Below are 25210 nucleotides of genomic sequence, written 5' to 3'. Positions count from 1 at the left end.
CCGCAGGCAATTTTGTATTGCCGACAAGCCAGTAAAATAGTTATTTTTTTGCTTAAAAGCGGGACTATTACACCACAGCGGGGAATACGCGCCACCCTCCTAATTATTGTGGTGTCTGTTGGTAGCGGTATTCTTCGCCCTGTGGCACAAACTCCAGCCGGTGGGTAATACAGAGTGGCGCGTCGCTGGCATGATGGGAAACAAATAGCAGCTGAGTTTCACCTTCTTTAATTAATATATCGACAAAGCGACGAATTAATTGCCGGTTAAGCGGATCGAGCCCTTGCAAGGGTTCATCAAGAATAAGCAGCGTCGGGTGTTTAACCAGCGCACGCACGATAAGCGCCAGCCGCTGTTGCCCCCAGGAGAGGCTGTGAAACGGCGCATCTGCCGTGCGGGCATCGAAACCTAAAATCTCCAGCCAGCGCTGCGCCAGTTTGTGTTGCTTATCCGACACCGCCTGGTAGAGACCAATCGAGTCAAAATAACCGGAAAGAATCACGTTGCGCACATTGGTGCTGACGCGGTAGTCCAGGTGCAGACTGCTGCTGACATACCCGATATGCTTTTTGATATCCCAGATAGTTTCCCCGCTGCCACGGCGGCGGCCAAACAGCGTCAAATCGTTACTGTAACCCTGCGGATGATCGCCGGTAATCAGGCTCAGCAGCGTTGATTTCCCCGCGCCGTTTGGGCCGATAATCTGCCAGTGCTCGCCGGGGTTTACGCGCCAGGTGAGATGGTTGATGACAGGTTTGTCGTTATAAGAGACCACGCCATCGTTCAGCACAATCAGCGGCTCGCCCACGTTCAGCGTGTGGCGTGCAGGCGGCGCGTCCGGCTCCGGCAGGCTCACACCGCCAAGCTTTTCGCTGTGCGCCAGTTGCGCCACCAGCGCCTGCTGCAACAGCGCCGCTTTTTCTCCGGTCTCGACCAGCGCGCAATCCGCCACCACACCGGCGTTGCGCACAAAGCCCGGGATCTCGTCAAACCGGTTAAGCACCAGCACCACGGTGTAACCCTGCTGATTAAGCCAGGCGAGGTGTTCGGCAAGTTGCTCTCTGGAAGCGACGTCCAGCCCGTCAAACGGCTCGTCGAGAATAAGCAGCTCTGGCTCGGACATCAGCGCCTGGCACAGCAGCGCTTTGCGGGTTTCACCGGTGGAGAGGTATTTGAAGCGGCGATCGAGTAAGTGCGTGATGCCAAACTGTGCCGCCAGCTGCACGCACCGTGGCGGGTTTTTCACCTCTTCCTGAATAATTTCCGCCGTTGTGCGCCCGGTATCCTCTTCACCCGGGCTGAGCATATCGGTGTTGTTGCGTTGCCACTCGTCGCTGACCAGTTTCTGTAAACGTTCAAAAGAGAGCAGGGTCAGGCGGGCAAACTGGCACTGGCGCTCGCCGCCGAGCAGCTTAAGCTCCCCGGCCAGCGCCCGGGCCAGCGCGGATTTGCCGCTACCGTTCGCGCCAACAAAGGCCCAGCTTTCACCGGCGCGCAGCGTCAGGTGCTCAATACGTAATGTACGGGTATCGTTAAGACGAAACGTACATTGCAAAATTTGCAATGAAGACATGTGCCATCCCATTATTTGCAGCAGTGAAATTCAGGGATACGTGTAATGAAAAGGTTTGTCAATGCCATCAGCATAACGTGGCGAGAATCACCCGATCGGCATTAAAATATGCCGTCACTTCGCACTGTTCCTGCAAATCTCCTGCCTGCGCGGAAGGAATCGTCGCACAGAGCAGCTGGCCGTCCGGCAGCGTCATCAACACTTCGCTCTGCTGTGCGCCACGTTCGATATGGCTGATACGCCCGGTTAGCTGGTTGTCCGCCTGCGCGGCCTGCTTTGCATCCAGCGTGAGGTTAACCCAGGGTGCTTTAAGCAGCACCAGCACCTCTTTGCCTTCATTAAGGCCCAGTCGCTCGCCGCTTTGGGCGGTAAGCGCCACTTTCAGGCGGGTTTCGCCGTCGGCTAACAGCACCTCGACATGCTGCTGTACCTGCTGATGATCGCGGGCGGTGATGGTGCCGAACCACTGATTACGGGCGCTGGTTTGCAAAGAGAAACGGGAGATAGCCGCCAGCAGGCTGTCTAACGGCAGGGCATCGTCGTCGCTCAGGACGTCAAACGCTTTTTGCTGAATTTGCCCGAGCAGATCATAGAGCTGGATCAGCCGCTGCCCGTAGCGCGTGACGATTGCACCGCCGCCGCCTTTGCCGCCGGTAGCCCGCTCGACCAGCGTGTGTTCGCTGAGCTGGTTCATCTCATTGATGGCATCCCAGGCGCTTTTATAACTGATGCCGGCGTTTTTGGCCCCCTGGCTGATAGAGCCAGTTTGTTCTATCTGTTTCAGTAGGGCGATACGCCGCGGATCGGCGAAAAGGCGCTGCTGGAGTTTGAGGGTAAGAAGAATTTCAGCCTGCATGGCGCGTTGTCCTGGCAAAAAGTGTATTGTGAAGGAAAAGCGGCGCTACGCCTAGTCTGCTGCCCGCGCTTCCGCGCCTGGCGTAAGAGCAATCGCACAAAAGGCGAGTGTTTTATCGCACTTTCAGGCTAAAATGCCTCATTCACTTGATCTGGAGTCGACCATGTTTGAGTTATTGAAAAGTCTGGCTTTTGCCGTAATCATGGTTCCTGTGGTGATGGCGATCATCCTGGGGGCTATCTGGGGCTTGGGAGAAGTGTTCAACATCTTCTCCGGCGTTGGCCAGCGCGACCGTTCCAGCCAGAAGCACTGATCCTTTCTCAAAATGCCCACGCCCGTGGGCATTTTACTTTTAAGCTCCGCCGTCTTCCTGCCGATAGTTATAAAGATAACTAATTCTTGATGGGTATAGTCTAACAAGAGGAAAAATAGGGTATTATCGTTATGTCTTTTTTTATATAACGATACGCACAGGAGTTAAAGATGATACGTACAGGGTTACGCCTTTTTGCCGCCGCAACGTTAACGCTCTCTTTCGCAGGCCAGGTGCTGGCAGAAGAAGGCAAAGTGACTGTTTTTGCTGCGGCGTCGCTGACTAACGCCATGCAGGATATCGCTGCGGCCTATAAGAAAGAGAAAAATGTCGACGTTGTCTCCTCTTTCGCCTCTTCTTCCACCCTGGCTCGCCAGATTGAAGCCGGTGCGCCTGCGGACGTGTTTATCTCTGCCGATCAGAAGTGGATGGATTACGCGGCGGATAAAAAGGCGATTGATACCACCACGCGTGCTACGCTGCTGGGTAACAGCCTGGTGGTGGTCGCGCCGAAAAGTAGCGCGCAGGGTAATATCACCATCGATGCAAAAACTCAATGGAACAGCCTGTTAAAAGAGGGACGTCTGGCCGTTGGCGACCCGGAGCATGTCCCTGCCGGGATTTATGCTAAAGAAGCGCTGCAAAAACTCGGTGCCTGGGAGACGCTGTCACCGAAGCTGGCTCCGGCAGAAGATGTGCGCGGCGCGCTGGCGCTGGTCGAGCGTAGCGAAGCGCCGCTGGGCATTGTCTATGGTTCTGATGCAGTTGCCAGTAAAGGCGTTAAAGTTGTCGGAACCTTCCCGGAAGATTCCCACCAGAAAGTTGAATACCCGCTGGCAATCATTGACGGGCATAAAAACGCCACGGTTAGCGCGTTTTATGATTACCTGAAAGGCCCGCAGGCTTCTGCAATCTTTAAACAGTACGGATTTACGACCCACTAATGATATTGACCGATCCCGAATGGCAGGCGGTATTGCTGAGCCTAAAAGTCTCTTCCCTGGCGGTAATATTCAGTTTGCCCTTTGGGATTTTCTTTGCCTGGCTGCTGGTGCGCTGCACGTTTCCCGGCAAAGCATTGCTTGATAGTTTCCTCCATTTACCCCTGGTGCTGCCGCCGGTGGTGGTGGGTTATTTGCTGCTGGTGTCGATGGGCAAATACGGTTTTATCGGTAAAAGATTATACGAGTGGTTTGGCCTCACCTTTGCCTTTAGCTGGCGTGGCGCGGTGCTGGCGGCGGCGGTGATGTCTTTTCCGCTGATGGTGCGCGCCATTCGCCTGGCGCTGGAAGGGGTGGATACCAAACTGGAGCAGGCGGCGCGCACGCTGGGTGCCGGGCGCTGGCGCGTTTTTCTCACCATTACGCTGCCTCTGACGCTGCCGGGCATTATCGTCGGCACGGTGCTGGCCTTTGCCCGCTCGTTGGGCGAGTTTGGCGCAACCATTACCTTTGTCTCCAATATTCCTGGCGAAACGCGCACCATTCCGTCTGCCATGTATACGCTTATCCAGACGCCGGGGGGCGAAAGCGCCGCAGCACGCTTGTGTGTGATTTCGATTATTCTGGCGCTGGTTTCGTTACTGATTTCCGAGTGGCTGGCGCGCCTTAGCCGCGAACGGATTGGGAGATAAGCCTTGCTGGAACTCAATTTTACCCAGACGCTCGGTACCCATACCCTGCGCGTTGCTGAAAATCTCCCGGCCAGTGGCATCACAGCGATTTTTGGCGTGAGCGGCGCGGGGAAAACGTCGTTGATTAACGCTATCGGCGGGCTGACGCGCCCCGGCGAAGGGCGCATCGCGCTCAATAATCGCGTGCTGTTCGACAGCACGAAAAAGCTATGCCTGCCGCCGGAAAAACGGCGCGTCGGTTATGTTTTTCAGGATGCGCGTCTCTTTCCGCACTATAAAGTGCTGGGGAATTTGCGCTATGGGATGGCGAAATCGATGGCGAGCCAGTTCGATAAGCTGGTGGCGCTGCTGGGGATTGAACCCCTGCTGGACAGGCTGCCCGGCGGGCTTTCCGGCGGCGAAAAGCAGCGTGTGGCAATCGGGCGCGCGTTACTCACCGCCCCGGAGCTGATGCTGCTTGATGAGCCGCTGGCGTCACTGGATATTCCGCGTAAACGCGAGCTGTTGCCGTATCTGCAACGCCTGGCGCGGGAGATTAATATCCCGATGCTGTATGTCAGTCACTCGCTGGATGAAATCCTGCATCTGGCGGATAACGTTATGGTGCTTGAAGCCGGTGAAGTGAAAGCGTTTGGTCATCTTGAAGAAGTGTGGGGCAGCAGCGTCATGCACCCCTGGCTGCCGCAAGAGCAGCAGAGCACTATCCTGAAAGTGAGCGTACTGGAGCACCATCCGCATTATACGATGACCGCGCTGGCGCTGGGTGACCAGCATATCTGGGTGAATAAAGTGGATTTGCCCGCCCAGGCACCGTTACGTATTCGTATTCAGGCAACGGATGTTTCGCTGGTGCTGCAACCGCCGGTGAACTCCAGTATTCGCAACGTTCTGCGTGCCAAAGTCGTTGGCTGTTTTGATGCTGACGGTCAGGTAGAAGTGCAGCTTGATGTCGGGGGCCGCACGCTGTGGGCGCGTATTAGCCCATGGGCCAGGGATGAGCTGGCGATCAAACCCGGCACATGGCTGTATGCGCAAATCAAGAGCGTGTCGATAACCTCCTGATACAACTGAGGATGTTTACGCTGCGCTGCCCCTGACGGGTCGGCAACGCAGCGTAACAGGTGTTTTCGTTACAGCAACTCTTTATAGATAAACCCGGCGATGCTGTCGGTGGTATTATCGCCAATCACCACATTCGCATGCGTTTTGACCGCATCGTCTGCGTTTCCCATCGCCACGCCCACGCCTGCGGCTTCCAGCATACTGATATCGTTATAATTGTCGCCAAAAGCAACCACGTCACGCATGGATAACCCGCGTGAGGCGACCCATTCGCTCAGGCGCCTGCCTTTGCTGTTGCCGCTACGGGCGATATCCACCTGATCATGCCACGACCATTCGCACTCCAGTCCCAGCGTTTGTTCAACATGGTGCACAAACTGTTTTAGCTTTTGCGTGTCTTCGTCGGTCAGGGCAAATTTCCAGATAGCCTCAACCTCCTGCGCCGTTGCCGCCAGTGAATCAACCTTGCTAAACACCGGGCGCTGCTCCGGCGGCAGCGATTGCGCCCAGTTTGTTGTGCGCTCCACATGCCCGGTCGGCTTTTCATAAACCATTGCATTATCCACGTACATCAGGCCATGAATGTTGTGTTCTTCCAGCAGCGTAATCAGTTGCAGCGCCTGTGGAACCGGCAGCGGATCGGCGGCGATAACGCTTTTTGCATGATAATCATACAAATAAGTGCCATTACAACAAATTGCAGGTGTATCCAGGGCCAGCGCCTGATAAAAAGGGTGGATGGCAACATGGTGGCGACCGGTTACGATAATGATTTGATGCCCGGCGGCTTTTGCGCGGGAGAGTGCTTGCAGCGAAGAGGGCAGAAGTGTTTTTTTCGGGGTCAATAAGGTACCGTCTAGATCCAGAGCAATCACGCGCGAAGTCATATCGTTTTCCATAGTCGATGTTTAAATTCATTTACTAACTGGATGGTACACCGGGTCGCCGGATGCGTAAAATTTCCGCTCGCTATCCCGCACCAACGCACAAAAACGACTATCCTGGTTACTTAACGTAGAGAAATTCGAAAGGAAGGAGAGTTCATGAAACAAACCGTTTATACCGCCAGTCCTGAAAGCCAACAGATCCACGTCTGGCGTCTGGCGCCCGAAGGTTCACTGACGCTGGTGCAGGTGGTCGATGTTCCAGGCCAGGTACAGCCAATGGTTGTCAGCCCGGATAAGCGTTATCTCTACGTTGGCGTTCGCCCGGAATTTCGCGTTATCGCTTACCGTATTTCGCCGGAAGATGGCTCGCTGGCCGTAGCAGGCGAAGCGCCGTTGCCGGGAAGTCCCACGCATATTTCTACCGATCACAGCGGGCGCTTCCTCTTTAGCGGCTCTTACAATGCCGGTTGCGTTAGCGTAGTGCGCCTTGATGATGGCATTCCGGCCGACACGGTTGAGGTCATTGAGGGGCTGGAAGGTTGCCACTCGGCGAATATTTCCCCGGATAACCGCACCCTGTGGGTTCCGGCCTTAAAACAGGATCGTATTTGCCTGTTTACGCTGGGCGAAGACGGCAAACTGACCGCACAGGAGCCTGCGGAAGTGGCAACCGTCGAAGGTGCAGGGCCGCGCCATATGGCTTTTCACCCCAACAAACGCTACGCCTACTGTGTCAATGAGCTAAACAGCACGGTGGATATCTGGCAATTAAGCGACCCGCACGGCAAAATCGAGTGCGTGCAGACGCTGGATATGATGCCCGCTGATTTTGCCGACACGCGCTGGGCCGCGGATATCCACATTACGCCGGATGGCCGCCACCTGTACGCGTGCGATCGCACCTCCAGCCTGCTGACTATTTTTAGCGTATCGGAAGATGGCAGCGTGCTGGCGGTTGAAGGTTTCCAGCCGACAGAAACGCAACCGCGTGGGTTCAATATCGATAACAGCGGCAAATACCTGATTGCTGCCGGGCAGAAGTCTCACCATATTGCGCTGTATGAAATCGACGGCCCGCAGGGGCTTCTTAGTGAGAAAGGCCGTTACGCTGTCGGGCAGGGGCCAATGTGGGTGGTGGTTAACGCTTATTAATGGACTGATAAGACAGGGCTTAATCGCCCTTTTTAAAAAACGCCTGATCGATAATATCAGGCGTTTTTGATACTCAGTCCAGTTGACTCAAATATTCATCCGCCAGATCCTCGGTATAGCGGCTTAAATAAATAATATCCATACAGCGTTCGGCAAATTGTTCAGCCGTAAATACAGGATCACCGGCCATTTCTGCGAAAAGCTCTGGCGTGGTGATTAAGTGCCTTTTATATTCCGGCATGGTCGTTAAAAAGTTGTCCACCGTCATATTGCCGTTAGCCACGGCGAACACATTTTTAAACATATTCTCCCATTGGGCGGCATCACGTTTCTTGCGCAAATGATCAAGCGATCTGTAAAACCAGCTGTGCAGCATATGGTGCCAGAAATAGTAGTTACGCGTGGCTTGTTTTTTCAAAAGCAGTAATTCTTCCGGCTTCACTGCCTCGGGCAAATACACCTTTTCGCGCAGGGAAACGGCTGGATTATCACGGACTTTTTCACTGTATAAACGCGGCCATGCGGAAACTTTCTTCTGTAAAAGGTACGCTACCGCTTTGCCCAGAGGTAAACGACCCAGCGCAGAATAACAGGTATTCAGCTCTACCTTTTCTATTTTTGACCAGTCAACCGGCGGATTTTCACGTAACCCAAGCCCGCGGATAACATCCGCAAGTTCTGGTGCATCCATAAACGCGGCATTGGAAATAGCGCCATGCGCGGTGACCTTGACCACATTGTTTTTGACGACGAACTTTGAATCCTGGCCCAGCAGAGAGGTAATGCGCAGTTCATCCAGCGCTATTTCACCGGCATATACTCGGTGTTCTTTAATAATATTTTCGGGAAACTGCGATGATTCTATCCGGGCGCTGGGGCTGGAAATGTGCAACGTTAGGTGAGGCGGATCGACCATCACAAATTCGCCGTAACCCAGGCTATACATTGCATGGCTTGCAGCATATGAAGAGGAGGGTTTGCCGAAAATCACCAGCTGCCCTTTTTGCACGTTTGACAGGTCTGCTTTGCTGTTTATACGTACTGGATTGTACAACAGACTCTGTATGGTCCTGCCGGACTTCGCGGTGTTTTCCGTTGCTGTAAGAAGCGGTTGTAGCACTTCTGCCAGCGCGATGCTCTGTTCAGCGGACAGCTCGCCCGAGACTCTCAGCAGCCTGGCTGTCTCTTCAGCAATATCTTTACCCTTATTGCGCTGCATTTGCGTACGTTCTGCAAGCGTACGCAAATCAGGGTATTCATTGGTTTTAAGCTCTCTGGGATAACCCGCAATTAACTGTATTTCCGGCAATGAAGCGCTTTGCGAACGCTTAAATAGGCCATTTACAAACTCGCCCAGTTGCTCGGCGGTAAGTATCATTTTGCCATCATCAAAGGATGCATTAAGTATGCTGTTCTGGATCCCGGCAAAACGCCCGTTACCGGTGCTGACCATGACATGTACTGGATGCGAGCCTTTCGCGGAATACCCAGGTTCACTGCCCATAAAAATGAGCAGCTCGCCCGCGTTGACGCGCAATATCTGTTGTTTCGTCTCAATAATGCGCGGGTTAATCAACAGGTCATTGACTGTGCCGGGGGTCTTTGCGTTAAAGCGCATAAAATCCACGGCGCGTAATATTTCTGCACGTAATTCTGTTGCACAGCCCTGCGTTATCAGTTCTGCATTTTCGAGTACTTTAACTGCATAATTCCAGCTGTTACCCGATGTTTGCGCGGATAGCTGGCTAAGGCGGGCGGCTTCTCTTACCGGGTTCGTATATCCCAGGCGCCCCGGAGACTCCACTCCAGGCAGGGCAGGCGTATCCGCAGCGGGAGGTGGGAAATACCATTCAGGGCGACGGAGTACCCTGGCATCAGGAATTTTAATTTCCGGACCCCAGTAAAGAAATTTATTATGCTGATTAAAGCGATGCTGAGCCGCATCGAGCGAAGTAAAGTCGGCGTATTTAATAAGCAGATTGTCCGATAGCAATGAATATTTTTGCGCCCATTGCTGCTCCGGCAGAATGACCGGTCCGGCAAGGGATCGATATCGTTCGGCGAATTCTCCAGCGGCGAGGTCGAAAACATACTCCTTGCCATGTAATTTGCCGACGACGGCGAAATGCGTAACAGGCGTGCCATCGTCGCTGGAAATAAACAACGCCATAGCCCGGTAGCGAATATCGCTGAACCCTTTTTTAGCCATAAAATCGGCAACAGGTGTGGCTATAATGTCGCTGAGCCGCAGGGGATTTTCAATACCTTCTTTTATCTCCGTAACACGTTGTGCTTCAGCCAGATATTGCGCACCATCAAAATCTGTGGTCTTTAAAATTGACTCAGTAATCTCCTCTGTTGTTAAATCTGTCCGTACCGGTTGTTTCTCTTTTATATTAATAAAGGCGCGCTGTTCGCCATATTTTTTCATCCAGTTATCGATTCGTGATGGCATACCTTCGGCTTGTTTGATCGCCACCCGATGATACAGATCCTGCGTCATTAGGGTTAAAAATTCAGATGAATTAAGCAGAATATGCGCCTGATATCCGGGATCGTTTTGCAGCACATAAGCGAGTTTGCGCTGATCAAGCAAGTCATCCATTTTGATATTTTTATAAGCCGCAACCTTTTCCAGATAGTATTTACTGACGGTTTTTAAATTCTTAAACTCTTCGAAGCTTAATGCTTGCTGCTTCATTTTATCTGTCAGTTCTTTGATGGCATCTTTAATCGGAACATAAATACCATTATCTCTTGAAATCCCGACAAGCGGTTTTGTCATATCTTCAGCTTGTGCAATGCCATAAAGCAGTGCGCTCATAAAATCAACATCTTCAGTTTTATCGATATTAATAAACAGATTGTTGCCTGCATTTTCAGGTATGTACGAGACGTGGCCTGAGGATTTCTCGTCTGCCATCAGCACTGAAGATGTGCGATCGGGAATGGTTGTTCTCTCTTTATGATGAAGTGCGGTGGAAAAAATAATTCGATCCTCTTTCTTTAATTGAGTCAACATGGAATCCATTTTTTGTAACCGCTTACTGAGAGATAGCATGACATCATTATTAAATCTTCTGTCGCTGCTTTGCAGGACTTCCGCAATATAATCTTCGCATTCTGCCGATCCAGGGGCATCATAACTCAGTGCGGCAATAAGCCTCGGGATAACTTTGTCCTGAATGTAATGGATTTTATTAACGCAGAGCTGTAGCGCTTTTTGCTCATAAACACCATAAGACTGTGCCTCGGTACTGAGCGGAAACATATTAAAATAATAACCGCTATCGCTTAAAATACGCTGTGGATAGAGTTTTACTCTGGCTTCATTCCATGCTTCACTAAATGTTTTGTGAGCTCGCGCTGCGCTGAATCTGTCTGGATTTAATTCTACATAAACATTTGCTGAGCGTTTGGCGCTACTGGCTGCCTCTTCGACAAAGCTCATATCAAGAATATCGCGCCAGGGTCTTTTATTAACGTAATTGTCAGCTATATTTTTATGCGTTTTTATTCGTTCCGCAGTATATGCAGACATTGTTTTTATCTGCATTTTATTATTTACTTTTTCAGTGATAATGTTGGTGATAAAAGGCTTGCCGCTGAAAAATGTTTTTTTACCGGAAAGCGCCAACGCATAACTGCCAGTTGGGTTATTCAGATCGTCTGGTTCGATTATTTTTGCATCAAAGTAGTGGTCATCATATAAAAAATAATATCTACTGGTGGTGGTATCTTTATATAAAAAAGGAATGTTAAAAGCATTATCTTCGACCAGGGCTTCCGGAGCCGGAGGCGCACTGCTGGTGGTTCCCCTGGTGATATGCTTTTGCAGATGTTGATGAAGGTTTCTTTCAATCATTACCGGCAGGCAACGCGCGGCTGCACCTGGTGCTTTTTTCTCCCGGCATAAAGAGACATCCTCATACTCAACGGCATTGATTACCGGCTCATCTCTGACGCGATACCAGGTATCACCCTCTAACCAGAGGATTATATCCTTATCGTGTCCCATATACAGGTCACCTTTAATGGCTATTTCCCGGTCTGAAATAGTAGTGGCAATAAATTTTGAGTGTTGTGCAGCGAAGAATGTTTTTCCATTTTTATCAATATACACACCTGGTGCGAGCCGGGTTTCAGCATTTGCGACGGTTACCTCGGCATGATTAAAAATATAATTTAGCGCACCGGATTCAATTAAAAAGTGATTACCTCTGGGGAATAACTCATCAACAACCGTGGTTCTCAGAGGAAATAACATATTTGTTTCGTTTTCCAGCATAAAAGCATCATCTTTAAATTTGATTTTTGCCTGGGAAAATCCATCGACTTCATGATGAAATTCGCCTGGAACGCCATTTGTCTGGAGATTTACTTTGTAATACTTTTCCTTATATTTAATAAAATTCCCATGAAACATGCTGGCGCTGAAACCGGTAAGGTCATTAATCGGTGCAATAAGGTTTTCTCGCGACAGGCTCACACCACCTGGCTTACTTTCCAGCAGCATTTGGAGATATTCATCCATCTTCGTTGAAAGCGCATCGAAAACCCAACCGGCGGGCGTCTTTTTCAGCGATTTTATCTCATCCTGCCCGGGAGTATTGGTTAACGCTAAATGCCAGAATCCTGATTTTTGCAACGTAGCAGGCACAAATTCATTGCCAACAAAAACGCCGGTGACCACTGCTTTATTGGGTGGCGTAATGGTAACAAAGTCATGATTATAATCGACATCGACTTTATAGCCGGCAGGTTGCTCGGCCAGGTTGATGCCATAAACCTCAGCGTAAGCATTATTATTATCTGAATAAAAAATATTGTTCTGCTCTTCAATAAACCCCCATTGATCAACGTCCTTGTTAAACTGGACGTAACTTAATCTTCCGTTGTCATCAATGATGTAAGGCTTTTCATCAGATTGTGACCGTAACGGATATTCTTTGCCGCCAACAGAAATATAGGTTTTCCCGGCGCGGAAAATAAAGCGTTTGGTGAAGGTTTTTTTATTTGACGCAACGCTACCATCTTTTTCACCAGGTTTGCTATATAAGGACATCTTTTCCGGTGTGGTGAGTGTCGGGATCATATCACGCGCGGTTTGGGTAAGCTGCATAACAAAATCGGTCAGCCTGGAATGTGGCGTTTTAATACCGTCGAGGTCGTCGGCCATGATTTGTAAACCAGGGCCAATAAGGTTTTGAGCAATTCTAATCGGCTGTGCGTGAGGAAGCATTTGCAGGATTAAACTGAGCACCTGATCAATACGGCTGGTGATCGCCCGCATATTCTCCAGCTCTTCCGGTGGTGGGCAGCCTTTACCAGTATTCCAGGAGTGAACAATAGCGGATTCTTCAGAGAGTTTCGTCACCGGGCTTTCCAGGGTCTCGCCAATCACACGCGCAATATCGCTCCAGCTCAGGGAGTCACGCGCCTCGATGCAGGCAAGATCAAAGAGTTGTACAACTTTGACGTCATCCTCAGGCTCCTTTTCAGGGGGGGCTAATGGCCTGCCAAGCTTATCCGACGCTTCATCCGGCAGGCGAAAATTGAGTGATTGTTCCCTTCTTTTAGTGGGTGTGGGAATGGTCGGGAAGAGCGATATCACCACTTTTTCAACCGGTTCTGTCACCGGTTTTCCTGACGAATCGACTTCTACATCAAGATAAATTATCTCGTACTGTTTTCGTTTTTTTTCCGGCGGTGGGCAGTAACATTGCTTGCCTTTATTTTTCAAAATCATCTCTTTTGCTTTAGGATGAAAAGACAGGACGTTCTCACAACGGGCTAAAAAATTAATATCTTTACAGTCGTCAGGCTGTGTTTTTTTAGTGAAAAACTGCGGCTTAGGTTTTTTTGTTGAGGAGGGGATGGATTTTGCCGTAGAGGTTATTGTTTTCGGTGTTGTGGCTGAATTTATTTCGTCTTCAAGATACGTCACCATGTAATTGTCTTTCCGTGATTGTGGTGGCGGGCAATAACAAGTACTGTTTTGGACCGGAAGTAATAAACTATTTACCCCCGGATGCGCATTATGCATATTTTCGCAGCGCTGCAGGACATTCTTATCCTGGCATTCTTCAGGCTCTGTTTTTTTCTGGTAATATTTTATTTTCGAGGCGTGCGCTGGATATTGTGTTGTGGTTGTGGATGGCATGTAGTTTATATCATCGGGGAGATAGACTATTTTATACCAGGATCTGTTCTTTTGCGGCGGCGGGCAATAACAATAGACATCATGCACTTGTAATACTAATTTGTTAGGTCGCCGAAAATTCGCATGCACATTTTCGCAGCGTGCCAGAAAGTTCGGCGTTCTGCAGACTTCCGGCTGATACCTTTGCATATAAAATTTTATGGGCTCCCTTGGCGGTGGTTCTGGTGTGGTTGTTGTCGGTTTATGCTTGCGTTTCTTGTTTTTGTTATAAACCACCTTGTCAGCATTTCCTCTGCAAAGGCCCGGTTTGTCACTCCCGCCGCCCCGGCCATACTTATTAGGAAACCAGCACTTCGCGTTAGGATCTGCTTTTCGCTTTGCTTCTTCTTCGGCTTTTTTTCTCGCTTCTTCTTCAGCCCGTTTTTTCTCACGCTCTGCGTGTTTCTTCTCCTCCTCTGCTCTGTGGGCATCTTGCCTGGCAATTATCTCTGCAATTTCATCAGGGCAGGGGCCCCACTCGGTTATGTCCGGACGATTAAGAGAGTGGTGTAGACACTGTTTACGGGTGGTGGTTTCAGGATGTGCCACAAGAAGCTCGCTGCGCGGTGCATTGCTTAGCGCATTCTCTGAGGTGTTATGGCCCGGCATTACGCCATTCTCGTCAGAACTGCTATCACCGCCGAAGCGGTGCCAGGCCAGCGCCCCGATGGCCGTTGCGCCAAGCAGCGCGAGAGCGGTATAGAGTACAGGGCTACGTGAGGAGGAATCCTCTTTTTGGCTCAGGAGAAAGTGCGCCTCTTCTTCTGCCAGCGTGATGCGATGGTTTGTGTCCGACTGCATCGGTTGCGAACGGTTTGCCAGCCACATCCAAACGCGCTGTGGCAGCCAGGGCGGTGCCGGGCGGGCTAATTCGGCACCTGAAAGGCTGGCAGACGCGAAGTGCGCCATCAGGGGAGTATTGGCTTCAATATCTTTTGCTGCGTGGCGCTGGGGCGAGGGGAGAAGAGCATTGTCTGGCTGGGTAATGGTTGGCATTTTCTGTACCTCTCCTTAGGTTAAGAATTGCCTAAATTTACCCTTCCGGTTGTTTGCAAAGCATACAGAAATCGATTAAAAAGTAATCTTTCTGCGTTAACAAAAAAGCCCGTCATTGTATAAAAATGACGGGCCTTGCTGTGTTACCTGCGACGGCGGATTATTTTTTGGGTTCAGCAACCACCTGGCTGCCAATACCACGGTTGTTAAACTCCCACAGGCGGTTGAACTGATTATCGTTCAGCTCGCGCTGCAGGTTGCCTTTCTCATCCGTGTTGCCGGTGTTCCCTGCAAAAGCACGACCGGAAATGGCCGCATCTGCCCAGGGCTTCGCCACATTAAAACCTTCGTTAATGACGCTATCGCGAATGACCGCCTGGCCGTTGGTGTTTCCGTCCACATCCAGCGAGCGGCCAAGCTGCGCGATGCCCTCGCCGGACGCGCTAAAGCGGCTGTTCACGGCGAGGAAGCCGTAATAGAGATTCGACAGCGTTGCCGGGGCGAAGACATAACCTTCCTGCTGAGTGCGGGAATTGATGACCCGGAAGTCGGTATTGTCAAACACCACCGCGCCACGGCCTGCCACGATATCCACATCCCCTTCGAGATAGCTGTTGGTCACCAGCGTACGGGTCTGGCGATTGCTGCGCAGGGTGTTATCCACGCCGCTGTTAGTCACGAAGAAGGTGTTCTGGCGACCGAGGATATTCACATTGTTGATTTGCACTTTGTCGCCATCGCTGCGCAGCGCCACCGCCTGGTGATTCCCCGCATCCACGCTGTCACCCAGCGTATTCTGAATGGTCAGGTTCTGTAATTGCAGACCATTATTCTGCGACCAGAAGACCGCAGAACACATCACGCCAACGGTTGCCGCGCGCTTGCTCTGACAAGTGTCAAACATATACCACGCCGGTTTGCCTGGCATATATTTGCCCGACGGGTTAACCAGGCGCCGCCAGCTGCCCGGATCGATTTCGGAATCCAGCGCCAGACCGATTTTCACATCCAGCGGCTTCTCGCCGGTGCCGTAAATCGTCACGCTGCCGGAAGCGGCGGGCACGTACACGGTGCCTTCATACTCGCCAGGCATAATAGCGATATACTGGCGCTCGCTTGAGTGTTTATTGATAGCCGCATCTACCGCTGCCTGAATAGACGTATGGGTGACGCCAGGCGTACCTGCTGCGCCCACCACGAAGTCAGGTTTTTCCGGCAGACGGATAGCATAAGGTTTCCACGGCGCGCCATCAGGCGTCATGGCGGTAAAGTAGCGATCCGCAGTAAAGTTTTTCGCCTCACCGGCGCTGAGAATCGGGCGCGAGGACGTACCCGGCGCGGTTTGTTCAGAAGGACGTTCAGACGGTGGTGTTGAGCTACAGGCGGTCAGTGTCACGCCAAAAGCGAGTGCCAGCGCCAGACGGGAAACCGATGATGTCTTCAAGGGATGCTCCAGACTATGCAAGTTGAAATGAATTGCCCAAAGCCTGCTTTTTTATACTAAGTTGAGCGAAACGGGAAGCCGATTCGCACAATCGGCTTCAAAAGTAGTGACTTTCTTAACTAAACAGCGCGGTAATGGAGGCGCTGGCAAGTTTGTGGAAGTGAACATTAAAGCCAACCAGCGCGCCGCTGGCGTTTTCATCCACATCGATTCTGTCAACGTCCAGCGCATAAACGGTAAACACATAGCGGTGCGTTTCGCCTTTTGGCGGCGCAGCGCCGCCGTATCCGGCTTTGCCAAAATCGGTACGGGTCTGCACCGCGCCCTCCGGCAGTGCGGCAAGGCCGGAGCCGGCACCTTGCGGCAGCACGCGGGTATCGGCGGGGAGGTTTGCCACCACCCAGTGCCACCAGCCGGAGCCGGTCGGCGCATCCGGGTCATAACAGGTCACGACAAAACTCTTTGTCCCGGCTGGCACCTCATCCCAGGCCAGGTGGGGCGAAATATTGTCGCCATCGTAGCCCATCGCGTTAAAAACATGGCGATTCGGCAGTTTCTCGCCGTCGCGTAGATCATGGCTTACCAGCTTCATCATCTGCTCCTCTTTGCAAAAGCCCTGCTTAAGCCTGGGCGAACAAGTCATTGCGCGCAACGGCGTCTACCACGGCGCGGGTTAAACGCGAAAGTTGCTGCGCCGTAATAATATACGGCGGCATCAGATAAATCAGTTTGCCAAACGGGCGGATCCACACGCCCTGTTCGACAAAGAAGCGTTGCAGGGCGGCCATATCGACCGGCGCGTGAGTTTCCACGACGCCAATCGCGCCCAGCACGCGCACATCCGCGACGTTCTCAAGCGCCTTCGCCGGGGCCAGCTCCGCACGCAACTGGGCTTCGATAGCCGCGACTTGCTCGCGCCATGCGCCACTCTCCAGCAGGCTCAGGCTGGCACTTGCCGCCGCGCAGGCCAGCGGGTTGCCCATAAACGTCGGGCCATGCATAAAGCAGCCTGCTTCACCTTCGCTGATAGTTTCCGCTACCTGGCGGGTGGTCAGGGTGGCCGAAAGCGTCATGGTGCCGCCGGTCAGCGCCTTGCCGAGGCAGAGAATATCCGGCGCTATCTCTGCGTGTTCGCAGGCAAACAGCTTGCCGGTGCGCCCGAAACCGGTGGCTATCTCGTCGGCAATCAGCAGGATGCCTTCACGATCGCACATTTTACGGATGCGTTTTAACCACTCAGGGTGATACATCCGCATCCCGCCTGCGCCCTGCACAATCGGCTCCAGAATCACTGCGGCGATTTCATGGCGATGGGCGGCCATCACGCGGGCGAAAGCGACCAGATCCTGCTCGTTCCACTCGCCATCAAAACGGCTTTGCGGCGCAGGAGCAAACAGGTTTTCCGGCAGATACCCCTTCCAGAGACTGTGCATGGAATTGTCCGGGTCGCAGACCGACATCGCGCCAAATGTGTCCCCGTGGTAGCCGTTACGGAAGGTGAGAAAACGCTGCCGGGGCTGCCCTTTTGCCTGCCAGAATTGCAGCGCCATTTTCATCGCAACTTCCACTGCCACCGAGCCGGAGTCAGCCAGAAAAACGCACTCCAGCGCATCAGGCGTCATCGCCACCAGCTTACGGCACAACGCGACAGCCGGAGCGTGGGTTATACCGCCGAACATCACGTGCGACATGGCGTCGATTTGCGCTTTCATTGCTGCATTCAGCGCCGGATGACCGTAGCCATGAATCGCCGCCCACCAGGACGACATACCGTCAATCAGCGTCTCGCCGCTGGCAAGCGTCAGCTCGCAGCCCTGGGCGGATTGCACCGGGTAAACCGGCAAAGGAGAGGTCATTGAAGTGTAAGGGTGCCAGATATGGCGTTGATCGAAGGCTAAATCGTCCGTTGTCATAATCGACTTGTAAACCAAATTAAAAAGTTTTAGGTTTACGAGTCTACACCCAATAACGATTTTACAACACCCTTTGGAGAAGCCCAATGGCTCACCACGCACGCTGGACGATGTCGCAAGTTACCGAACTTTTTGAAAAACCTTTGCTAGAGTTGCTGTTTGAAGCGCAGCAGGTTCACCGCCAGCATTTCGACCCACGCCAGGTGCAGGTCAGCACGCTGCTGTCGATTAAAACCGGAGCCTGCCCGGAAGACTGCAAATATTGCCCGCAGAGCGCGCGCTACAAAACCGGGCTGGAAGCCGAGCGCCTGATGGAAGTAGAGCAGGTGCTGGACTCTGCCCGCAAAGCAAAACAAGCCGGTTCCACCCGTTTTTGCATGGGCGCTGCGTGGAAAAACCCGCAGGATCGCGACATGCCGTACCTGGAACAGATGGTCGAAGGGGTGAAAGCGCTGGGCCTGGAAGCCTGTATGACGCTCGGCACACTGAGCGAAAATCAGGCGCAGCGGCTGGCCTCGGCCGGGCTGGATTACTACAACCATAACCTCGACACTTCCCCGGAGTTCTACGGCAATATCATCACCACACGCACCTACCAGGAGCGTCTCGATACACTGGATAAAGTGCGCGACGCCGGGATCAAAGTCTGCTCCGGCGGTATCGTTGGCCTGGGCGAAACGGTGAAAGACCGCGCCGGGCTGCTGCTGCAACTGGCAAACCTGCCCACGCCGCCGGAAAGCGTGCCAATTAATATGCTGGTAAAAGTAAAAGGCACGCCGCTTGCGGAAAACGACGACGTCGACGCGTTTGATTTTATCCGCACCATTGCGGTGGCCCGCATTATGATGCCCACCTCCCACGTGCGTCTTTCTGCCGGTCGCGAGCAGATGAATGAACAGACGCAGGCGATGTGTTTTATGGCCGGGGCGAACTCTATTTTCTACGGCTGCAAACTGCTGACCACGCCAAACCCGGAAGAAGACAAAGACCTGCAACTGTTTCGCAAACTTGGCCTGAATCCTCAGCAAACCGAGGTACTCAATGGCGACAACGAGCAGCAACAGCAGCTTGAAGCGCAGCTTCTGCACGCCGATACCGACCAGTATTACAACGCCGCCGCCCTATGAGCTGGCAGCAACGCATTGACGCGGCGCTTGACGAGCGTCGCGCGCAGCATGCCCTTCGCACGCGCCGCGCCGTTGACCAGGGCGCCGGGCGTTGGCTGACGCTGGGCGAGCAGCACTTTTGCAACTTTTCCAGTAATGATTACCTCGGCCTGAGCCAGCACCCGGCGGTGATCCGCGCCTGGCAGCAGGGCGCAGAGCGCTACGGCGTCGGCAGCGGCGGGTCGGGCCACGTCAGCGGCTACACCACGGCGCACCAGGCGCTGGAGAGCGAACTTGCTGAGTGGCTCGGCTATGATCGCGCGCTGCTGTTTATTTCAGGTTTCGCGGCAAACCAGGCAGTGATTACGGCGCTGACCGGCGGTGACGACAGGATTGTTGCCGACAAACTCAGCCACGCGTCCTTACTCGAAGCCGCTACGCTAAGCCTGGCACAATTGCGGCGATTCGTGCATAACGATGTCGGGCATCTGGCTTCATTGCTGGCAAAACCGTGCGCGGGTCAGCAACTGGTGGTCAGCGAAGGGGTGTTCAGCATGGATGGCGACAGCGCTCCGCTTAAAGAGCTGGCGGGCGCAGCGCGGCAGGCACAGGCCTGGCTGATGGTTGACGACGCGCACGGTGTGGGCGTTGTTGGCGAGCAGGGGCGCGGCAGCTGCTATGCGCAGGGTATCCGCCCGGAATTGCTGGTGGTCACCTTTGGTAAAGGCGTCGGCGTCAGCGGCGCGGCGGTGCTGTGCAGCCATTCGGTGGCGGATTATTTTCTGCAATTCGCCCGCCATCTTATTTACAGCACCGCGATGCCGCCCGCGCAGGCAACGGCGCTGAGCGCGGCACTGCAGGTGATTCGTGGCGAGGAGGGCGATCGTCGCCGGGCGCATCTTCGTGCATTAATTGCCCGTTTTCGCCAGGGCGCAACAGGGCTGGCGATGACGGTGACGGACTCCGCAAGCGCTATCCAGCCGTTGATTGTCGGTGAAAATGCGCGCGCATTACAGCTGGCAGAACGCCTGCGCCAGCAAGGCTGCTGGGTGACGGCGATCCGCCCGCCAACGGTGCCGCCTGGCACCGCGCGCCTGCGCCTGACGCTAACAGCCGCGCATGAGTGTGAGGATATCGACCGGTTACTGGAGGCGCTGCATGGCGGTGAATAAACAGGCGGTGGCCGCCGCCTTTGGTCGCGCGGCGCAGAGCTACGCGCAGCACGACACATTGCAGCGCCTGAGTGCGGATCTGCTGCTGGCGAAGCTCGGCGCGCAAACGCCCGCGCGGGTGCTGGACGCAGGCTGCGGGCCGGGGACGATGAGCCGTTACTGGCGTGAGCAGGGCAGCGAAGTGACGGCGCTCGATCTCTCTGCGCCGATGCTGCGCGCCGCGCGCGAGCGGCACAGCGCGCAGCACTACGTGGCGGGGGATATTGAAGCGCTGCCCCTGGCAGGCAGCCACTATTCGCTGGTGTGGAGCAACCTGGCGGTGCAGTGGTGCGACTCCCTGCGCCAGGCCATCAGCGAGTTATACCGCGTGACGCAGCCCGGCGGCAGCGTGGCGTTTACCACCCTGGTGGACGCCTCGTTACCGGAACTCAACCAGGCCTGGCGCGCGGTTGATGACCGCCCGCATGCCAACCGTTTTTTAACGCCGCAGGCCATCGGGCAGGCGCTGCACGGTTTTCGGCTGCGTCAGGGGACTGAGCGCGTCACGCTCTGCTTTGATGATGCCGCCAGCGCGCTGCGCTCGCTGAAAGGTATCGGCGCGACACACCTTCACGCGGGCAGGCAAAAAGGGCTGACACGCGGCGCATTGCAGCGCTTGCAGCTGGCCTGGCCGCAACAGCAGGGCAAATGCCCGCTGACCTATCATCTTTTTTGGGGAGTAATCACCCGTGACTGAGCGCTATTTTGTGACCGGAACGGACACCGAAGTGGGTAAAACCGTCGCCAGCTGCGCCTTATTACAGGCGGCGAATCTACGTGGGTTACGCAGCGCAGGCTACAAACCGGTGGCGTCCGGCAGTGAGATGACCGCACAAGGGCTGCGTAACAGCGATGCGCTGGCGCTACAGCGTAACAGCAGCCTGCCGCTGGCCTATGAGACGGTTAATCCGTTCACCTTCGAAGAACCCACCTCGCCGCACATTGTCAGCGCACAGACGGGCGTTGCCATTGAGGCTGCCGTGATGTCTGCCGGGTTACGCACGCTGGAAGCCCAGGCCGAGTGGCTACTGGTGGAAGGTGCTGGCGGGTGGTTTACGCCGCTCTCAGAGACGCTGACCTTTGCCGACTGGGTCACCCAGGAGCGCCTGCCGGTCATCCTGGTGGTTGGGGTGAAACTGGGCTGTATTAACCATGCGGTGCTCACCGCGCAGGCCGTTTTGCAGGCAGGGCTTCGGCTGGCAGGCTGGATAGCCAACGATGTGCAGGTGCCGGGCAAGCGGCACGCGGAGTATCTGGCGACCTTGCGGCGCATGTTACCGGCACCGTGCATTGGCGAGATCCCCTGGCTTGGCCAGGCGGCGGAACAGGAGACGCTGGGTCATTACCTGGATCTTAGCGTGCTGGCTCCGGCGTCATCCATTGCAGAAGCCGTGGGTCGTCCAGTTGCTTAATGCTGCCTTCGGCCACGTTGCGCCCCCGGTGCAGCAGATAAAAACGATCCGTGACTCGCCGGATAAAGGAGAGGCGTTCTTCGGCGAGCAGGATAGTCATTCCGAACTCCTGATTCAGCCGCACAATTAAGTTACCCAGCTTATGGATAAACGCCTGGCCCAGCCCGCGCGTCGGTTCATCGAGGATCAACAGCCGTGGGCGGGTCATCAGCGCCCGCGCCACGGCCAGCTGCTGTTGCAGATCGTCGGCCAGTTCCGCGCCTTTCGCTTTGCGCAGCGCATACAGCTCCGGCAACAGGTCATAAATATCCTGGCGCAGGCTGTTGCCCGCATCGCCGCCTGCGAGGACCGCGATATGCAGGTTCTCCTCCACGGTCAGTTGCGAGAAGATGCGCCGGTCCTGCGGCACATATCCAATGCCCAGCGCGCTACGGTGAGCCGCCTGCATCAGGTGCAAATCCTGCGCGATTTCACCGTCTTCCTGCCAGATGATGCTGCCGCTCTCCACCGGCAGAAATCCCGCGATACAGTTAATCAGCGTGGTTTTACCCATACCGGGCAAGCCGATGACTGACGTACAGGCACCGGGAAGTAAATCGAGATCCACGTTCCATAAAATATGCCGATCGCCGTAGAACTGATTGACTGCACGCAAGCTCAACATGATTCACTCCTCACTGGGGTCAGGCTGACAGGAATGATGTGCAAAAGGCTTGCCATTGTGAGCAAAAGACGGTTTTTTCGGACATAACCAGTAGAAGATCGCCCTGCGGCGCGATGAAAAGCGGATCAAATAATAAAATGCTGCACTTTGCCAGTGCTACCGTGGCGAATGGTGGTGCATTAAAGCAACAATTTGTGAGGCGGATCGCAAGCCGATCCGGCGCTGTTTTCCCGGATCGGTAGCAAAAAGAATCAATAAATTTTTTTTGTGCGCCGCTTCGCCAGGTAAATTAGGAATTTGGCGGAAGGCTGGCAGTCCGGCCTGGCGGCAGTTATCCACTATTCCTGTGGATAACCTTGTGCATTAGAGTTAGAAAACGTGCTACAAGCGAGCAACTGCGCGGCCTGCGTCTGAATTGACGCGAAACACAGCTTTTTATATTTTGTTTTTTAAATCAACACGTTAAATAAAATCAATGCCTGTAAGAAAAGTGTCACCGGCTGCCACAAAACTTTCAAACGCGTGCTTGACAAATGTTAATCCAGGAAAATTTCTGGGGATAACCCTAAAGCGGGGCGTTTTTATCTGGCCGGAGCGTAAATTTCAGAAGCTAATCGCCGTGAGGGCCGTACTTAGTACAAATTTTCGTAGACGCCACTGTTTTTTCATCCAGTATTACAGGTTGGCAAAAGTCACGCTGGTGAGTAAAATAGGTTACCTGCCCGCTCATTCCTTCACCAGGTAGCCGTTCATGAGTAAACCGTTCAAACTGAATTCCGCTTTTCGTCCTTCCGGCGATCAGCCTGAAGCTATACGTCGCCTCAAGGAAGGGCTGGAAGACGGCCTTGCACACCAGACGCTGCTGGGTGTTACCGGTTCAGGGAAGACGTTCACCGTCGCGAACGTGATTGCCGATCTCCAGCGCCCGACGATGGTGCTGGCACCGAACAAAACGCTGGCCGCGCAGCTGTATGGCGAGATGAAAGAGTTCTTCCCGGAGAACGCCGTGGAGTACTTCGTTTCCTACTACGATTACTATCAGCCGGAAGCCTACGTCCCCAGCTCGGACACCTTTATTGAAAAAGATGCGTCGGTGAACGAGCACATCGAACAGATGCGTTTGTCGGCCACCAAAGCCCTGCTTGAGCGCCGCGACGTGGTGGTGGTGGCGTCGGTGTCCGCTATCTACGGTCTGGGCGACCCCGATCTCTACCTGAAAATGATGCTGCATCTGACCAAAGGCATGATTATCGATCAGCGCGCGATCCTGCGCCGCCTGGCGGAGCTGCAATATATGCGTAACGATCAGGCGTTCCAGCGCGGCACGTTCCGCGTGCGCGGGGAGGTTATCGATATCTTCCCGGCGGAGTCTGATGACCTGGCGCTGCGCGTGGAGCTGTTCGATGAAGAAGTTGAGCGTCTGTCGCTGTTTGACCCGCTGACCGGGCATATTGAGTCCGTTATCCCGCGCTTTACCATCTATCCGAAAACGCACTACGTCACGCCCCGCGAGCGTATCGTGCAGGCGATGGAGGAGATAAAAGATGAGCTGGCCGTGCGCCGTAAAACGCTGCTGGAAAACAACAAGCTGCTGGAAGAACAGCGCCTCAGCCAGCGCACCCAGTTCGATCTGGAGATGATGAACGAGCTGGGCTACTGCTCCGGGATCGAAAACTATTCCCGCTATCTCTCCGGGCGCGGGCCGGGCGAGCCGCCGCCGACGCTGTTTGATTACCTCCCGGCAGACGGTCTGCTGGTGGTCGATGAGTCCCACGTCACTATCCCGCAAATCGGCGGAATGTATCGCGGCGACCGGGCGCGTAAAGAGACGCTGGTGGAGTATGGTTTCCGTCTGCCGTCGGCGCTGGACAACCGCCCGCTGAAATTTGAAGAGTTCGAAGCGCTGGCGCCGCAAACCATTTATGTTTCGGCAACGCCGGGCAATTACGAGCTGGAAAAATCCGGTGAAGACGTTGTCGATCAGGTGGTGCGTCCGACCGGCCTGCTTGACCCGGTGATTGAGGTGCGTCCGGTGGCGACTCAGGTAGATGACCTGCTGTCGGAAATCCGCAAACGCGCGGCAATTAACGAACGCGTGCTGGTGACGACGCTGACCAAACGCATGGCGGAAGACCTCACGGAGTACCTGGAGGAGCACGGCGAGCGGGTGCGCTATCTGCACTCGGACATTGATACCGTCGAGCGTATGGAAATCATCCGTGACTTGCGTCTTGGCGAGTTCGATGTGCTGGTCGGCATCAACTTACTGCGCGAGGGGCTGGATATGCCGGAGGTGTCGCTGGTGGCGATTCTTGATGCTGACAAAGAGGGCTTCCTGCGCTCCGAGCGATCGCTTATTCAGACCATTGGCCGTGCGGCGCGAAACGTAAACGGCAAGGCCATTCTCTATGGTGATAAAATCACCCCGTCGATGGCGAAGGCGATTGGCGAAACCGAACGCCGCCGCGAGAAACAGCAGCGCTATAACGAAGAGCACGGCATTACGCCGCAGGGGCTGAACAAAAAAGTGGTGGATATTCTGGCGCTGGGCGAGGGGCTGGCGAAGACGCGTGCGAAAGGGCGCGGCAAGTCCCGCACGCCTGCGCAGGTGGAAGCCGCCGAGCTGGCGCTCTCTCCGAAAGCGCTGCAACAGAAAATCCACGAGCTGGAAGGCAAGATGATGGAGCATGCGCAAAACCTTGAGTTCGAAGAGGCTGCCAGCGTGCGCGATCAGCTGCATCAACTGCGCGAGTTGTTTATCGCCGCCTCCTGAGCCTTGCTTAATG

The 25210-nt window shown here is 54.1% G+C and carries 18 protein-coding genes; 10 read left to right on the top strand and 8 right to left on the bottom strand.

Translation table 11 applies throughout. From position 1 onward, the window contains the following. Positions 1-103: 103 nt before the first annotated feature. Positions 104-1573 carry a molybdate ABC transporter ATP-binding protein ModF gene (modF, locus tag ACTU3N_RS06380; protein ID WP_443085303.1) on the bottom strand — a complete coding sequence of 490 codons (1470 nt, stop codon included), beginning with the start codon at positions 1571-1573 and terminating at the stop codon, positions 104-106. Between the two features lie 67 nt (positions 1574-1640). After that, positions 1641-2429, bottom strand: coding sequence for a molybdenum-dependent transcriptional regulator (gene modE / locus ACTU3N_RS06375; protein ID WP_443085302.1), 789 nt, complete (start codon positions 2427-2429; stop codon positions 1641-1643). Between the two features lie 133 nt (positions 2430-2562). On the opposite strand from modE, the gene ACTU3N_RS06370 reads away from it, so the two are divergent. The 4 genes from ACTU3N_RS06370 to modC all read left to right on the top strand — a co-directional run bounded on the left by ACTU3N_RS06370 (position 2563) and on the right by modC (position 5437). Next, positions 2563-2742, top strand: coding sequence for an AcrZ family multidrug efflux pump-associated protein (locus ACTU3N_RS06370; protein WP_443085301.1), 180 nt, complete (start codon positions 2563-2565; stop codon positions 2740-2742). 170 nt (positions 2743-2912) lie between these two features. Next, positions 2913-3686, top strand: a complete 774-nt coding sequence (gene modA / locus ACTU3N_RS06365; RefSeq protein WP_443085300.1) for a molybdate ABC transporter substrate-binding protein — start codon at positions 2913-2915, stop codon at positions 3684-3686. Next, a complete protein-coding gene (modB, locus tag ACTU3N_RS06360) occupies positions 3686-4375 on the top strand; it encodes a molybdate ABC transporter permease subunit (RefSeq protein ID WP_443085299.1) in 690 nt (229 codons plus the stop codon). Before modA ends, modB begins: the two co-directional genes overlap by 1 nt. A 3-nt stretch (positions 4376-4378) precedes the next feature. Then, positions 4379-5437 (top strand): molybdenum ABC transporter ATP-binding protein ModC, encoded by a 1059-nt coding sequence (gene modC, locus ACTU3N_RS06355; RefSeq protein WP_443085298.1) that lies wholly within the window; start codon positions 4379-4381, stop codon positions 5435-5437. A 68-nt stretch (positions 5438-5505) separates the two neighbouring features. Here the strand turns inward: modC and ACTU3N_RS06350 are convergent, their stop codons facing one another. Continuing rightward, positions 5506-6324, bottom strand: a complete 819-nt coding sequence (locus tag ACTU3N_RS06350) for a pyridoxal phosphatase (RefSeq protein WP_443085297.1) — start codon at positions 6322-6324, stop codon at positions 5506-5508. A 156-nt stretch (positions 6325-6480) separates the two neighbouring features. Between ACTU3N_RS06350 and pgl the strand changes: the two genes are divergently transcribed. Then, the gene (gene pgl, locus ACTU3N_RS06345) at positions 6481-7476 is read left to right on the top strand and encodes a 6-phosphogluconolactonase (RefSeq protein ID WP_443085296.1); all 996 of its coding nucleotides are present in this window, start codon (positions 6481-6483) and stop codon (positions 7474-7476) included. A 73-nt stretch (positions 7477-7549) separates the two neighbouring features. Here the strand turns inward: pgl and ACTU3N_RS06340 are convergent, their stop codons facing one another. The 4 genes from ACTU3N_RS06340 to bioA all read right to left on the bottom strand — a co-directional run bounded on the left by ACTU3N_RS06340 (position 7550) and on the right by bioA (position 18031). Beyond that, entirely contained in the window at positions 7550-14674 is a 7125-nt protein-coding gene (locus tag ACTU3N_RS06340; protein ID WP_443085295.1) for a hypothetical protein, read from the bottom strand. Positions 14675-14834: 160 nt separating this feature from the next. After that, a complete protein-coding gene (locus ACTU3N_RS06335) occupies positions 14835-16118 on the bottom strand; it encodes a putative acyl-CoA thioester hydrolase (RefSeq protein ID WP_443085294.1) in 1284 nt (427 codons plus the stop codon). A 115-nt stretch (positions 16119-16233) separates the two neighbouring features. Next, positions 16234-16713, bottom strand: a complete 480-nt coding sequence (locus ACTU3N_RS06330; RefSeq protein WP_443085293.1) for a kinase inhibitor — start codon at positions 16711-16713, stop codon at positions 16234-16236. 25 nt (positions 16714-16738) lie between these two features. After that, entirely contained in the window at positions 16739-18031 is a 1293-nt protein-coding gene (gene bioA / locus ACTU3N_RS06325) for an adenosylmethionine--8-amino-7-oxononanoate transaminase (RefSeq protein WP_443085292.1), read from the bottom strand. An 86-nt stretch (positions 18032-18117) separates the two neighbouring features. On the opposite strand from bioA, the gene bioB reads away from it, so the two are divergent. From bioB to bioD, 4 genes are read left to right on the top strand one after another with little or no spacing between them, the layout of a single operon-like run. Beyond that, positions 18118-19158, top strand: a complete 1041-nt coding sequence (gene bioB / locus ACTU3N_RS06320; protein ID WP_443085291.1) for a biotin synthase BioB — start codon at positions 18118-18120, stop codon at positions 19156-19158. Next, a complete protein-coding gene (bioF, locus tag ACTU3N_RS06315; protein ID WP_443085290.1) occupies positions 19155-20309 on the top strand; it encodes an 8-amino-7-oxononanoate synthase in 1155 nt (384 codons plus the stop codon). The genes bioB and bioF overlap by 4 nt, the downstream gene beginning before the upstream one ends. Then, the gene (gene bioC / locus ACTU3N_RS06310; protein WP_443085289.1) at positions 20296-21045 is read left to right on the top strand and encodes a malonyl-ACP O-methyltransferase BioC; all 750 of its coding nucleotides are present in this window, start codon (positions 20296-20298) and stop codon (positions 21043-21045) included. The genes bioF and bioC overlap by 14 nt, the downstream gene beginning before the upstream one ends. Then, positions 21038-21760: a dethiobiotin synthase gene (gene bioD / locus ACTU3N_RS06305; RefSeq protein ID WP_443085288.1), complete on the top strand. Its 723-nt coding sequence runs from the start codon at positions 21038-21040 to the stop codon at positions 21758-21760. The genes bioC and bioD overlap by 8 nt, the downstream gene beginning before the upstream one ends. Here bioD and ACTU3N_RS06300 read toward each other — a convergent pair. Beyond that, a complete protein-coding gene (locus ACTU3N_RS06300; protein ID WP_443085287.1) occupies positions 21702-22424 on the bottom strand; it encodes an ABC transporter ATP-binding protein in 723 nt (240 codons plus the stop codon). The genes bioD and ACTU3N_RS06300 overlap by 59 nt on opposite strands. A 751-nt stretch (positions 22425-23175) precedes the next feature. On the opposite strand from ACTU3N_RS06300, the gene uvrB reads away from it, so the two are divergent. After that, a complete protein-coding gene (gene uvrB / locus ACTU3N_RS06295; protein ID WP_443085286.1) occupies positions 23176-25197 on the top strand; it encodes an excinuclease ABC subunit UvrB in 2022 nt (673 codons plus the stop codon). Positions 25198-25210: the final 13 nt, after the last annotated feature.

The organism is Vagococcus sp. WN89Y (assembly GCF_052220145.1).
GTDB lineage: Bacteria > Pseudomonadota > Gammaproteobacteria > Enterobacterales > Enterobacteriaceae > Kosakonia.
Note: the sequence above shows the minus strand (reverse complement) of the source record. Positions and strands in the feature narration are given on the sequence as shown.

Coding starts and splice junctions, on each gene's coding strand:
- modF (WP_443085303.1), bottom strand. CDS start 1,573: ATGTCTTCATTGCAAATTTTGCAATGTACGTTTCGTCTTAACGATACC.
- modE (WP_443085302.1), bottom strand. CDS start 2,429: ATGCAGGCTGAAATTCTTCTTACCCTCAAACTCCAGCAGCGCCTTTTC.
- ACTU3N_RS06370 (WP_443085301.1), top strand. CDS start 2,563: ATGCCTCATTCACTTGATCTGGAGTCGACCATGTTTGAGTTATTGAAA.
- modA (WP_443085300.1), top strand. CDS start 2,913: ATGATACGTACAGGGTTACGCCTTTTTGCCGCCGCAACGTTAACGCTC.
- modB (WP_443085299.1), top strand. CDS start 3,686: ATGATATTGACCGATCCCGAATGGCAGGCGGTATTGCTGAGCCTAAAA.
- ACTU3N_RS06350 (WP_443085297.1), bottom strand. CDS start 6,324: ATGACTTCGCGCGTGATTGCTCTGGATCTAGACGGTACCTTATTGACC.
- pgl (WP_443085296.1), top strand. CDS start 6,481: ATGAAACAAACCGTTTATACCGCCAGTCCTGAAAGCCAACAGATCCAC.
- ACTU3N_RS06340 (WP_443085295.1), bottom strand. CDS start 14,674: ATGCCAACCATTACCCAGCCAGACAATGCTCTTCTCCCCTCGCCCCAG.
- ACTU3N_RS06330 (WP_443085293.1), bottom strand. CDS start 16,713: ATGATGAAGCTGGTAAGCCATGATCTACGCGACGGCGAGAAACTGCCG.
- bioA (WP_443085292.1), bottom strand. CDS start 18,031: ATGACAACGGACGATTTAGCCTTCGATCAACGCCATATCTGGCACCCT.
- bioB (WP_443085291.1), top strand. CDS start 18,118: ATGGCTCACCACGCACGCTGGACGATGTCGCAAGTTACCGAACTTTTT.
- bioF (WP_443085290.1), top strand. CDS start 19,155: ATGAGCTGGCAGCAACGCATTGACGCGGCGCTTGACGAGCGTCGCGCG.
- bioC (WP_443085289.1), top strand. CDS start 20,296: ATGGCGGTGAATAAACAGGCGGTGGCCGCCGCCTTTGGTCGCGCGGCG.
- ACTU3N_RS06300 (WP_443085287.1), bottom strand. CDS start 22,424: ATGTTGAGCTTGCGTGCAGTCAATCAGTTCTACGGCGATCGGCATATT.
- uvrB (WP_443085286.1), top strand. CDS start 23,176: ATGAGTAAACCGTTCAAACTGAATTCCGCTTTTCGTCCTTCCGGCGAT.